Source organism: Streptococcus sp. 3874 (genome assembly GCF_013276425.1).
Taxonomy (GTDB): domain Bacteria; phylum Bacillota; class Bacilli; order Lactobacillales; family Streptococcaceae; genus Streptococcus; species Streptococcus pseudopneumoniae.
The window spans coordinates 1-13167 of sequence record NZ_VMLA01000009.1 but is presented as its reverse complement, the minus strand read 5'-3'; the positions used below and the strand labels follow the sequence as shown (position 1 = coordinate 13167).

The 13167-nt window shown below is 32.8% G+C and carries 11 protein-coding genes and 4 pseudogenes; all 15 read right to left on the bottom strand.

Annotation, left to right across the window (positions count from 1 at the left end; translation table 11 throughout):
• Positions 1-165 precede the first annotated feature (165 nt).
• The 15 genes and pseudogenes from HT703_RS00740 to HT703_RS00675 all read right to left on the bottom strand — a co-directional run bounded on the left by HT703_RS00740 (position 166) and on the right by HT703_RS00675 (position 13018).
• The gene (locus HT703_RS00740; RefSeq protein ID WP_000919275.1) at positions 166-879 is read right to left on the bottom strand and encodes an ABC transporter permease; all 714 of its coding nucleotides are present in this window, start codon (positions 877-879) and stop codon (positions 166-168) included.
• Positions 872-1701: pseudogene (locus HT703_RS00735) on the bottom strand (ABC transporter ATP-binding protein). The gene HT703_RS00740 and the pseudogene HT703_RS00735 overlap by 8 nt, the downstream one beginning before the upstream one ends.
• Before the next feature lie 203 nt (positions 1702-1904).
• Positions 1905-2333 (bottom strand): hypothetical protein, encoded by a 429-nt coding sequence (locus HT703_RS11555; RefSeq protein WP_188093791.1) that lies wholly within the window; start codon positions 2331-2333, stop codon positions 1905-1907.
• A pseudogene (locus HT703_RS12060) lies at positions 2290-3210 on the bottom strand (ThiF family adenylyltransferase). The gene HT703_RS11555 and the pseudogene HT703_RS12060 overlap by 44 nt, the downstream one beginning before the upstream one ends.
• A 52-nt stretch (positions 3211-3262) precedes the next feature.
• Positions 3263-3514, bottom strand: a pseudogene (locus tag HT703_RS11545) (hypothetical protein); the annotation flags it as partial.
• 80 nt (positions 3515-3594) lie between these two features.
• The gene (locus HT703_RS00720) at positions 3595-4206 is read right to left on the bottom strand and encodes a V-type ATP synthase subunit D (RefSeq protein WP_023935741.1); all 612 of its coding nucleotides are present in this window, start codon (positions 4204-4206) and stop codon (positions 3595-3597) included.
• Positions 4207-4228: 22 nt separating this feature from the next.
• Entirely contained in the window at positions 4229-5614 is a 1386-nt protein-coding gene (locus HT703_RS00715; protein ID WP_023935738.1) for a V-type ATP synthase subunit B, read from the bottom strand.
• Positions 5615-7390 (bottom strand): V-type ATP synthase subunit A, encoded by a 1776-nt coding sequence (locus tag HT703_RS00710; protein ID WP_023935736.1) that lies wholly within the window; start codon positions 7388-7390, stop codon positions 5615-5617.
• Between the two features lie 62 nt (positions 7391-7452).
• Positions 7453-7773: a V-type ATP synthase subunit F gene (locus HT703_RS00705; protein ID WP_023935734.1), complete on the bottom strand. Its 321-nt coding sequence runs from the start codon at positions 7771-7773 to the stop codon at positions 7453-7455.
• Positions 7763-8770, bottom strand: a complete 1008-nt coding sequence (locus HT703_RS00700; protein WP_023935732.1) for a V-type ATPase subunit — start codon at positions 8768-8770, stop codon at positions 7763-7765. The genes HT703_RS00705 and HT703_RS00700 overlap by 11 nt, the downstream gene beginning before the upstream one ends.
• Positions 8771-8834: 64 nt before the next feature.
• Positions 8835-9416, bottom strand: coding sequence for a hypothetical protein (locus HT703_RS00695; protein WP_023935730.1), 582 nt, complete (start codon positions 9414-9416; stop codon positions 8835-8837).
• A 33-nt stretch (positions 9417-9449) separates the two neighbouring features.
• A complete protein-coding gene (locus tag HT703_RS00690) occupies positions 9450-9926 on the bottom strand; it encodes a V-type ATP synthase subunit K (protein ID WP_000400484.1) in 477 nt (158 codons plus the stop codon).
• A gap of 15 nt (positions 9927-9941) precedes the next feature.
• A complete protein-coding gene (locus tag HT703_RS00685) occupies positions 9942-11933 on the bottom strand; it encodes a V-type ATP synthase subunit I (RefSeq protein ID WP_023935726.1) in 1992 nt (663 codons plus the stop codon).
• Complete coding sequence (locus tag HT703_RS00680; RefSeq protein WP_023935724.1) at positions 11923-12246, bottom strand: hypothetical protein; 324 nt, start codon at positions 12244-12246, stop codon at positions 11923-11925. The genes HT703_RS00685 and HT703_RS00680 overlap by 11 nt, the downstream gene beginning before the upstream one ends.
• A 24-nt stretch (positions 12247-12270) precedes the next feature.
• Positions 12271-13018: pseudogene (locus HT703_RS00675) on the bottom strand (ROK family protein).
• Positions 13019-13167: the final 149 nt, after the last annotated feature.

Genomic DNA, 13167 nt, shown 5'->3' with positions numbered 1-13167 from the left:
TATCACCCAAAACTTCTGCAATTAGTATGAGCACTATTGTTATTTTTCTTTTTTCGTACACTCAAATCAAAATATAGCAATAAGACTATTCTGTAGAATTGCTGTCAAAAAGATCAGTTCATTTTTTCCTTCCCACTTGTGTTTATAATCATTAAAATAACTCAATTAAGAAATTTTCTTTTTCCTAATAGTTATCGTAATTAAAGTTAATAGAAGAACAATCCAAATAAGTAGTGTTAGATTAGGAATTAGAGTTTTATTCCATGAAAATTCCTCCCATTTTGTGAAAAACTTAGTAAACAGTCCCATAAAACTATAATCTGTTATCTTCGCAACTGTCTTATCCAAACCAGATAGCATCGGTAAGAAAGCAACTAAAATCATAGCAGGAAGACTGATAACCTGAGCTACTACTTGGCTCTTCGCGGTTAAACCTATCAATAAATAGAATAAAATGATGGATAAAGAGGTTAGAAGAACGATTGTAATATAATTAAAAGTATGTACAATTGTAACTCCTAAAATAAGAGGAGTAGTTCCCATAATCACAAAAGTTAGCAAAAAAGGAAGAAACATAGTTGATAAAATGTATTCGGAGCCTTTAACACCACTCAACAGAAGAGTTTGTAAATTGTACTTTTCTTTTTCTTCAGACAAGATAATAGTTATAGGACTTCCAACAGCCAAAGCCAAAGAAAAAGGTAAACACATCATCAAAAGAACTAATGCCTGTTGATCGTTGACCTTCCCCTGTGTTTCCATAAGATATTTATAAAAATATGTGAAAGCAAAAGGCACTAAAACTTGCAATAAAATACTCTTATTGGAAAGGATAATTTGACAACGCAACCATACCAAAGCCAGAAACCGTTTAAGCATTTAGCTTTCCTTCTGTTAATGTGATAAAAATATCTTCTAAAGCAGGCTCACATGAATGAATTGAAAAAATATTTTCCAGATCAGCCTGAGATACCTGTTCTAGTGATGTAAAATCAAAAGTTATCTGATTCCCATTATAATCTGTAAACTTAATCTTTTTATCTTTATTATATCTTTGAATGAGTTCAGAAGGAGCTCCTTGCTCAACTAATTTCCCTTTATTTAATAAGGCAACATAATCACATAAAAGAGTTGCTTCATTCATATCATGAGTCGTTAGAAAAATCGTTGTCCCTGCTGTTTTCAATTCTAAAATTAACTCATGAATTGTTCGAGAAGTTGTGGGATCTAGACCTGAGGTCGGTTCATCCAGAAAGAGTACAGCGGGGTTGTTGATAAGAGCTCGTGCTAAAAGCATTCGTTGCCTCATTCCAGTGGATAATTTTCCTGCTACCATCTTGCGACTATCATATAATCCTACTCGCTTTAACAAATTATCAACACGTGATTTACTAATATTATAAAATTTACTATAAAAAAGAAGATTGTTATACAGAGACATTTTCTCATAAAATCCACTTGTATCGCCAACCAATCCAATTCTCTTTAATTCACCGCTTGTTAAATTTTGAGATTTTTGTCCCAAAATAATAGATTGTCCTTTATCGGCAAGGAACTGCCCAGTCAGAATATTAATCGTTGTGGTCTTTCCAGAACCAGATGGTCCTAAATCTAACCTTCTTTAACAGTGAAGCTTATATTATTTAAAGCTATTTTATCACCAAAACTTTTTGATAAATGGCTAACTTCAATCATACTCATTGCACCTCCTTTATATTCTACATTTTTACTTAACATCTATTTACTTATCTTTATCAAATAAACGTCTTAAAAAAAACAATAACATTAAGCATATAACCGTTAGCAAGATTGTTTCAATATTATTGATAATACGATACATTCTCAAGCAGTATAAAATAATTATATATATGCAAACGCTCATTATACCTATTTTTTTAAACATACTAAGCCTCCTTGCTAAATAATAAAGTTATATAATAACTAAGACACACTATACCTAACATAATAAATATCCACAGCATTAAAAATATTATCATACCAATAAAAATATCCACTGGTAACTGAATAAATGTTCTAAAATTAACAAGCAAAAATAAAATCTCAAACGATGAAAAAAGCCATACTATATTTTCCAATGATGTTTGAACATTTTTATTGTAGTAAGCATAATATATAGCAAAAATAATACCCAAGAACAATACTATTAATTGTGTTTCTATAACAGCGAACTGCCCAATAGCAGATAAAAAAGCTACTCCTCCTGATAATAAGCAAAAACAAACTGAACGAATAAATGTTTTCGCTCTAATATTGTTATCTTTCACTTTATTATTTTTTTTTACAAATTGGACATTCTCCGTTTTCCAGAACATATTTTTCTTGACTTAGAGCATGATTTCTCATATTATAAACGTAAGCGTTATCTATTAGGATTTCATTATAACATCCCAGAAATATTTTAATTATTAAATTAGTCATTATCCCTCCCAAAATAGCAGGCATCTCTGGTGTAGTCGGCCACTTTGTCTTATCAGATAAAGTGTACTTATTTATATCTTTGTTTATATTCCGACAACCAAAGCAAGAACCGACGGTAGGGATATATATATTATCAATAATAAGATAGCATCCATTAAACCCTCCTGATATGTAGGATATCTTATGCGATACAGCAAATTGATTGACAATTTTTATAATATCAATGGGCGTATCAATTGCTTTAACGATAAAATCTATACTCCCATATTCCGCAACAATGTTTTCTCATTCTTCTACTGAAGAAACTTTAATAGAAATAGGTACTACCTGAACATCTGAATTATACTTGTGTATTTTTTCAGAAAGAACATTAATCTTCTCCTTACCAACATCCGACTCTGTATAAAGAATTTGCCTATTTAAATTTGATGGTTCTATTATATCGTAATCAGCGACAATAAGTTTCCTCACTCCATACATACTTAGACTTAGAGATATATAACATCCTAAGGCTCCTGCTCCTAATACTAATACTGTTTTATTCTGTATTTTATTATACTCTTCATTATAAAATAACGAATAGCAACCTTTAGTTCTAGAATAGCTACTATCAATATCTATCTCATCCGAAATTAAAATTTGTTCATTTAATAGTTCAAATGTTAGTTTACTGCCTAATACTTCTTCTATCTCTAATAGTTCCTTACAACTATTAAATAGATCGTTGATAAATTCTTGCGAAATTTGAGGTTCTATAGCTATTTCCCGCATACTCCGACCACGCAAATACATTATACCTTCTTTTTTATAAGCAAAAACATAACTATTTACGTAGAACATATTTCGTCCTTCCTCTCATATATAATATAGAAAGCAGTATAGAAACAACCACCCCTCCTATACTACGAACAATAATATTAGGTGTCAAAAACTGTAATAGTTGACTCAAAGGGAAATAAATAATAACAAATGCTATTAAAAGTTGAACTATATATTGAAAATTCAAGTTATTATTGTTAGAATTCAAGTATCTTAAAATAATACCACTATCATACTGAAAAAAAGGAATTGAATTACTAAAAAACGGCTTAGAAAGACTTACCGCCTTATCCAAGCTGATATTTGTTCATCTAATTAATAATCTAAATAAAGGATCTACTTCACTTTCATAATCCGAACTAAATTGGCTCTTTCTGCCTCCTCTAGTTTCAATTCTATATAATGAATAGTTTCTGACAAGTTTGGAATAATCGAATATTCTAAACCATTTACACGTCTACGTGTTTTTTCTATTTCATCAGCCATTAACTGACACGTTTTTTCAACTTCTGCCAGTCTTAGTAATTTATCAATTAAACAATTCATTGTAGCAAATACATCATCCATTTCACTATTAGAAGATAAATAGCTGTATTCACTGTTCTCATTTTGAGAAGTAATATTCATATACATTCTAGGAACTATTACACTCATGATATTTTCTTTCTCAACAAATAATTCAATTTCTTTCGATGGAATTGAAAATAATTCCTCCACCATTTGAGAATTCTTTAATGATTTAGCAACTGCAAAGGATTTTAGATTATCAATTAGATAACTTTCTACTTCTTTCCGAAGTTGATTATTCTCACGAATCAAAGAAATAAATCGCCTCATCAATTCATCTCTTTTATCCTTTAATAACTTATGTCCACGTTCAGCTGTTTTCAAACGTTCCTTTAAGTTATTCAATTCCATACGAGTTGGTTTTACATTCAAACGTACCATAGATAATCACTCCATTTCTGGATTAAACTTCTACCAAAGGTAAGTATTTATCAAGCAAATCATCTTTGATACGTTTTAACTCTGTTCTAGGAAGAATTGATAGTAATTCCCACCCAAGATTCAACGTATCTTCTATATTTCGATTTTTATAAAATCCTTGGTTGATGTACTCTTCTTCAAAGCGCTTTGTAAACCTCATATACAATTTATCTACATCAGATAAAGCCGACTCTCCTAATACTACTGCTAACTCTTCAACCTTTTTCCCTTGAGCATAGGTTGCAAACAGTTGATTCATAGTTGGAGCATGATCTCCACGAGTTTTACCTTCTCCAGATCCCTTATCTTTTAATCGAGAGAGAGAAGGTAAAACATTGATTGGTGGACGATAACCTTGATTATACAACTCATGCGACAAAATAATTTGCCCTTCAGTAATGTATCCAGTTAAATCAGGAATTGGATGTGTTATGTCATCTTCTGGCATTGTTAAAATAGGAATCTGTGTCACTGAACCTTTTTTACCAACTAAGCGACCAGCCCTTTCGTATAGAGTTGATAAATTTGTATATAAATATCCCGGATAGCCTCGTCTACCTGGAACTTCACGGCGAGCTGCCGAGACTTCACGTAACGCTTCACAATAGTTAGTCATATCCGTCATGATAACTAGAACATGCATATCTTTTTCAAAAGCTAGATACTCTGCCGCAGTTAAAGCAATGCGGGGAGTTGCAATACGCTCAATTGCAGGATCATTTGCCAAGTTCATAAATAAGACTGAACGATCGATCGCTCCTGTTTTTCTGAGGTCTTCCATAAAGAACTCAGCTTCTTCAAAAGTAATACCCATTGCTGCAAATACAACCGCAAAATTTTCATCAGAATTTAAAACAGTCGCTTGTCTTGCTATCTGAGCAGCTAATTCATTATGAGGTAAGCCCGAACCTGAAAATACTGGTAATTTTTGACCACGTACAAGAGTATTCAAATGATCAATAGAGGAGATCCCTGTCTGAATAAATTCATCTGGATAATCTCTAGATACAGGATTAATAGCTTGACCATCAATATCTAAATATTTCTCTGGAATTAAATCTGGTCCACCATCAATTGGTTTTCCCATCCCATTAAAAATACGACCAACCATATCCTCAGATACAGCCAATTCTAATGCATGACCAGCAAAACGAATTTTAGACTTTTCTAAATTTATTCCACTAGATCCTTCAAAAAGCTGAACCATTGCTTTATCTTCGTGGATCTCTAAAACTTGTCCACGACGAATTTCTCCATTATGAAGTTGAATTTCAACTAACTCATTGTAAGACACATTATTTACTTGTTCAACAATCATAAGAGGCCCAACAACTTCACTAGCAGTTCTGTATTCTTTTATAACACTCATTTATAGACCTCCTGTTTCTAATATCAAATGAATTTGATGTGTAATCTCATTTGATATAATTTTGATTTCATCTAATCTATCTTCTGAAACATATTTACTTCTCGCCATACGGTCTCGAACTGCCACGGTACCTTCCATAATCTCTGTAAAGTAAGAACCCAACTCTAGAGCATGATTTGCCTGATCAGCAAAAGTTAGGATATTACTTAGCATTGCTTCTTGTTTTGCAAACGAAGTGAATGTATCTACCGAATCAAAAGCGTTCTGTTGCAAATAATCTTCTCGAATTTGTTTAGCAATTTCCATCGTTAGTCGTTCATTATCAGACAGAGAATCAATTCCAACAAGACGAACAATTTCCTCTAAACTAGATTCCCGTTGTAAGTAGTTCATCGCACGAGTTATTTTACTATTCCAATCTGTCTTCTCTTTACCATCTATATAAGTTCCCACACTGTCTTTATAGAGTGAATAAGATGTAAGCCAGTTAATTGCAGGAAAATGACGTCGCTGTGCCAACGGAGCATCAAGCCCCCAAAAAACTTTCACAATCCGTAAAGTGTTTTGAGTAACTGGTTCTGAAATATCTCCACCGGGTGGCGATACAGCTCCAATAGCAGTAATCGTTCCTTCACGTTCTGGAAGCCCTAGAACCTGAGAACGTCCCGCTCTTTCATAATATTCAGCGATACGACTTCCCAGATAAGCAGGATAACCCTCATCCCCAGGCATTTCTTCTAGACGTCCTGACATTTCACGTAGCGCTTCTGCCCAACGTGAAGTCGAATCAGCCATAATGGCGACAGAGTAGCCCATATCACGAAAATACTCAGCCATGGTAATTCCTGTATAAATTGAAGCCTCACGAGCAGCAACAGGCATATTTGAAGTATTAGCAATCAGAACTGTCCGTTGCATAATTGATTGTCCGGTATTAGGGTCAATCAACTCAGGAAACTCATTCAGTACATCCGTCATTTCATTTCCACGTTCTCCACAACCGACATAAATAACAATATCAACATTAGCAAATTTAGCTACTTGGTGTTGTACAACTGTCTTTCCTGCTCCAAACGGTCCAGGAACAGCTGCTGCTCCCCCTTTGGTTACTGGAAAGAATGTATCAATAACTCGTTGACCTGTGATTAATGGTTCTTCTGGGATTAAACGTTTAGAAACAGGACGCGCCTTGCGAACAGGCCATTTTTGTATAAGCGTTCCTTTATAGAAACTACCGTCCAATTTTTTTATTTCATATACAACTTCATCAATTGTAAAATCACCAGATGCAATAGAAACGACTTCGCCAGATACTCCATAAGGAACCATAATTTTATGATTAACTACCTCGGTTTCCTTGACAGTTCCAAGAATATCACCCGTACTCACTTTTTGACCAATTGCTATAGTAGAATCAAAATGCCACTTAATATCTCTATCCAAACTTGGAACTTCTACCCCACGAACTAGAAAATCATTATGAGTAGCCAATTTAAATCGATCTAATGGGCGTTGTATGCCATCAAACATTTGAGAAATCAATCCTGGCCCTAATTCAACCGAGAGAGGTTCTCCAGTTGTAACAACAGGTTCTCCCGGACCAAGACCAGATGTTTCTTCATAGACTTGGATAGATGCCTGATCTCTTCTCATTTCAATAATTTCACCGATTAACCCTAGCTTACCTACACGGCAAATATCTTGAATATTAGCCTCCTGCATACCTGATGCAATAACTAGAGGTCCCGATACTTTTATAATCTTCCCTTGAGTCAAAGTTATTCTCCTTACTAAGTCCAAAAATTATAGAATAATATTACAGATAATTTTGTATATTATTATAAAATATTGTGTCCTACTGCTTTCTCTACATTATCCTCTATACGTTTTAATCCTAGATTTAAACCTGGTTTATGAGTCGGTAATAAAATAATAGCAGGCACAACTTGGGAATCATAATGGCGAATTGTATCTAATATCATTGAAGCAATGTCTTCAGTGATATAAATGACACCATAATCAGATTGAGCTAATTTTCTTAGAGTATTTGTAGCTTCTTGTTCTTGATAGGCAGGAAATATATCAAACCCAATCATGCTAAAGGGTAAAATAATATCACGGCTACCAATTATGCCAATTTTATACTTTTTAGCTTTCATAATGCGGGCGTATCCTTTCTTTTATTGATTCAAAGGGAATTGTATTTTGAAGAGCTGATATAATCATTCTGAGATTCTTTACTTCAAACTCACATCCCAATAAATATCTAGCAAGTACTAACGGCCCATCTACATTGTACCTTCCTTGATCTAAAGTTTTATACAATAATAAATCACATAAAAATTCTAAATCAGAAGATGAAATTGTTGCGTCCTGCATCTTCAATTCATAAGTTGAAAAGATTGAATCTAAGCTTGGATTTATTTTATTGAACCACACAAATATTTCTTGATTTTCTACAATGTATATAAATTCTTTGGAAGAAATACTTCCTTCATCTGAAAGTAATTGTAAAATATCCCCATGACTCTTATTTTGAGATAAACCACGTTTTACAGTAATAATATTATAAAAGTCAATCATTGCGACAATAACCTGAGACAGCACCTCATCTAACTCATTAGATAAAAGTTTCAGATGTTTAAAATATGCTAGATCAGCTCCGACATCAAGTACACGAATATTATTAAAAGTTTCATACTCATTCCAAATTGATTCTACTTCATGAACCATAAAATCAGGAAGTGTATCTGAATGTAAGGAAGAAACTAAATGTTTTAAACTTTCTATATCAAAAATCCCTATTGGAATTAATAATTTAGAAAAATCTTTCTTAATTGCCGCCTTAGATTTTAATAAGACTTTGATATTATGATAAACATATCGTAAAGCAAATAAAGTCACAATTTTATCAGACGGACTTTCAGCATAGGCCCATCTATAATCATTGACTAATTTTGTCATTAGCGAAGTCTCTGTCTGACTAGGATTTTCTAAAACGTCAATCGATAAATGATAGGGAGTTGCTTCTAAGATAAATGCCAATGTCTCCATATCTTTGGATTGTATAATTTTTTGAAATTTTTCTTCTGTAATAAAATCGTTTTCTTTTACCGAAATCGTCGTATTTATTTTTGAAAAAAGATTAGTATCCATAAAATACCTTTCTAATTTTATTGGAATACTCCAAATTTCTAAGAAGGATTAACCAATTTCATCCTTAATTGATAAAAATTTGATTTGCGATACTTGAACTTTCTTCCTTAGAAATCAATCCAATTAATGTTTTATACAAATAGTTATCATCAATTTTACCTATTGAAATAAGTAGGCCTGATTCATTTGAGATAGGCTGCTCACTAAATAAATGATTTGGAAAAGAGAATTTCAATTTCTCTAATTGTTCCAAATTGAATTTAGCTAAAGTCCGCTCCCCAAAAGTTACTATGACCTCTTGTTGTGAATATCGTTCCAGAATTCGATAGATGAACTCCATTTCTTTATCTGCACTCCAAGATTCCATTTCTATTAAAGCAGATTGAAAAAGTTCTTTTAATATTTTCTGTTTTGATACTAACGTTGATTGGCGTTCCTTATTTTTTAATTGTTGAAAAATTATTTGATATTTCTGTTGTAATTCTTTTAACTTTCGTTCATGTTCAGCTTCTTTTTTCTTTACAATGACCAACTTTTGCATTTCAAATTCATCATCAATCTTCTTTTTGGAATCCAATAATTTCATACGCCCTTTTTCATGAACTTGTTCAATAACAGACTCTCGTAAGTTTTCTAAATTGCTCATTTAGACTCCTCCTTTGAATAGCAAATTAATTTCTTATACACGAAGGGTCAAAATGAATGATACGACAAAGGCAAGAATTGCATAGGTTTCTACCATGGCAGCCAAAATTGCTCCCTTCATGAATTCTTTTGGTCTTTTAGCCAATATTTGCATTCCCGCTACTGCTACATTTCCTTGATGCTTAGCCGAAAAGTATCCTACAATAGCAATTGGAAGAGCTACAAAGAAATAAGCAACGCCTTTTTCTAAAGGAAGTTCTGGAGTTAATTGCAACCAAATCAAAATTCCAATAACAAAACCATATAATCCTTGTGTTCCGGGCAGTAGTTGCAATATCAAAGCTGAGGCAAATTTTTCTGGCTGTTCTTTCAGTAAAGCTGCGGCAGATTGCCCAGCCTTACCAACTCCATAAGCAGACCCCATACCGCTTAATCCAACCGCCAATACAATTCCCAATGCAGCAAAGAAAGCTCCTCCATAGGTTGAAAAATAAGTTGCTAAATGTTCCATTATATATATCCTCCATTAATTCTTTGTAATAACCTTAATATATTTCTCAGAAGCCTTCAAAGGTTGAAATGGTTTTCCTCCACCCTCATAAAACTTACCAAAAAATTCAACAAATATCAGACGTGCTCCATGAACATATCCTGATAGTAACGATAGAAAAATATTGATCGCATGTAAAAGAATGAATAATACTAATCCAATTGTCAGTTTAGCCAATGTCCCCGGAAACAAACCAACAATTAAATTGAAAGCTGATGCTATACTTGCTCCAGATAATCCTAATGCCATCAATCGAGTGAAACTAACTAAATCACCTATATAAGATGAAATGTTATATAGATTAAACAATCCTGCTCCAATACCTGACAAGCTTTTGGCTTGAATAATAGAAACAATCAAAATCCCCACAGCATTAAAAATAGATACCCATTTCCCTAATACAAATAACGGTCTCATATCAGGCATCAACATTCCGACAGCAATAAATAACAAGCCAAGCAGAATAACACACCACGCAAATCCTGAATTATATGCTTCTGCATATTTCTTCATTCTTACTTTTTGTAGTCCTGAAGCTAACAAACCTACAAATACTGTAATAAATCCAAACACAACTGACACTACTAATATAGTCATGACATCCGAGGTTGTAGATATCAGATGAAATGGCAACTCATATCCAAAAAATGAGCCATAGATTCCACCCCAAATTGCAACGGCTACCCCTAATATATTAAAGAATTTTAAAAATCTCTTAGTCGCTGAAGGTAGATGAAAATTTTTTAATGCTAACATTGTTCCTAAAAACAATAGTAAACCATAGCCTAAATCAGCAACCATCATTCCAAAAAATGTAAAGTAAAATGGTGCTAATACAGGTGTAGGATCTTTCTCATAATATTTGGGCAGAGCATACATTTCTGTCAATAATTCAAATGGTTCAATTAAAGAATGATTCGTTAATTTGATAGGTATTTCATCTTGATTATCCGTCAATGTTTCAGATTCATAAATATAAATAGAATGTCCAAAACGCTCATCCATAACTTTTATAAAATATAAAATACGGGTTTCTTCTATCCATCCTTCTAATGCAACTAGATGCGGAGTGCTCAAAAGATTATTCTTAGAGATTTGACGAGCATAGATAGATAAAATATAGTCTATTTGCCATTGTAAATCTATCAAATTTTTCTTTGAATCTTGCAACGATGCGATAATATTCTCTTTTTCAGTTATTAACTGCATGTTTTTTTGATCCAAATCTACTACTCGCTGCTTCGGTAATTCCTTTCTAGAATAATCAAATGGTTCAAATAAGTATTCATCAAAATCAATAGAGCAACTGGACTGATAGAAAACAACAACACCGTACTCTCTATCATTAGAAAATATTTCTTGAACTTCAACATTGTTTTCTAAAAAACTATTGTATAAGCGATTATCTACAGTCCTTGGAATTGTTCCGACTTTTCCTTTACAGAAAGAGAATTGTTCTAAATACGCAGGAATAATTTCTAATTTTTCCCACTTTATTAATCTCTCTATTTCCTCATTATTACTTTGAATGTGTCTTTCTAATTCATGAACTCTGTTTATTTGATGATTCACTTTTTTAAGAACACCCTCAGCAACATTAGCTTTACCAAATTTTTCTAATTCTTCATAAAAGGTTGTTATCGGAGGTTGCTGTAATAACTTAAACGTGTTTTCTTTCGGTAGGTATTCTTGTAATTTCTCTACAGTTGCTTCCAAATGTTGTTGTTTATTCATCAAATAAGTCAAGGCATCATTTCCTTCAATAACCCCATGATTGGAATTAGAAGTATGAGAAATTTGAATAGTTGGAAATACAACCTCATCTTTTTCTAGAGCTTCTGACCAGTTATCCTGAACCTTTAAATCACGGAACTGCACTGACTCTAGTTCTTGAATAGTTTTTAAAACATCATCAAGACTACTCTTAGTAAATAGTAGAGAAATTCTTTTCATCTGACTAATAGCCATATTTTTCTACCACCCTACCAATAATTTTTTCTACAAATTCTCCTCTCCTACTTGATGAAATATACTGAATCTTTGCATCATTTTCCTTGATTGTTTTATTAACCTCATCAATGAGGTTCTGTTGTTTCATTTCTAAATTGCTTTCTATTGAAATTAATTCTTCGTGACTTTTTTCATCATAACTTTTTTCTAGTTTTTCCAATTCTTCTTGGGAGACAGCTTTATACGTATAAATCTCATTATCATATGATTTTATAATATCGGTTGCAACATTCTCAATATCTTGCATTGTCGAAAATACAGAGCTAGTCATTGTGACACCTCCTTATCTTTTACACTATTTATTAGAAACTCTATCTAAGAAATTTTTTACAGCTCCTATACGACCAGCTTCATTTCCTAATGTAGCTGCCACAACATTTTTAGGCAAAAACCTATTATCCATTGCATTTTTAGCTAAAGAACTTTGAATTTCAGGTAACAAAATATCCTTTTTAGCCAGAATCCCACCTCCTAATATGAGAATTTCTGGATTAAGTAGATAAGAAATCGTTAATAAACCTTTTGTTAGATTTTCTACAAAAATTTCAAAAGTTTCTTTAGCGACTTTATCTCCAAATCTTAAATCCGTTAACAATTTGTTCATTGACAATAATACTGCCTCCTATACCTGTTCCAATAGTAACCATTACTACATTTTTCTTATCTTTGGCTTGTCCCTTCCACAATTCACCTAATTCAGCACAATTAACATCATTTTCAACAAAAGTAGACAACCCAAAACGTTTTTCTATTTCGGAAGTAAAGTTTACTCCGATATACCCTGGTATTGTATAGCCTGCATAGATGATTTCTCCTGTATTAGCATTAACAACTCCAGCAGTGGAAATCCCAACACCATCAATTGAATAATTTAAAATATACTCACCAATTAAATCACAGACCTGATTTAATATCTGGTTCGTTCCCAAATCATAGTCAATAATTGTTTCTATCTCTTTGAACTGATTTAAACTCGTTCCAAAATCATCGTATAAATCTGCCTTAATTGTTGTTCCGCCAATATCGATCCCTATAATCTTCATTTCATCACTCCCACATTTTTGATCTCATTACTTTTTGATAAAAAATGGGACTGGGCATTATCCCAGTCCCATCTCTATTTCTTTATTAGACTTCCTGCAAAACTAGAATCCTAGTTCATGATTGATAATGCCAGCAATCAAATTCATTC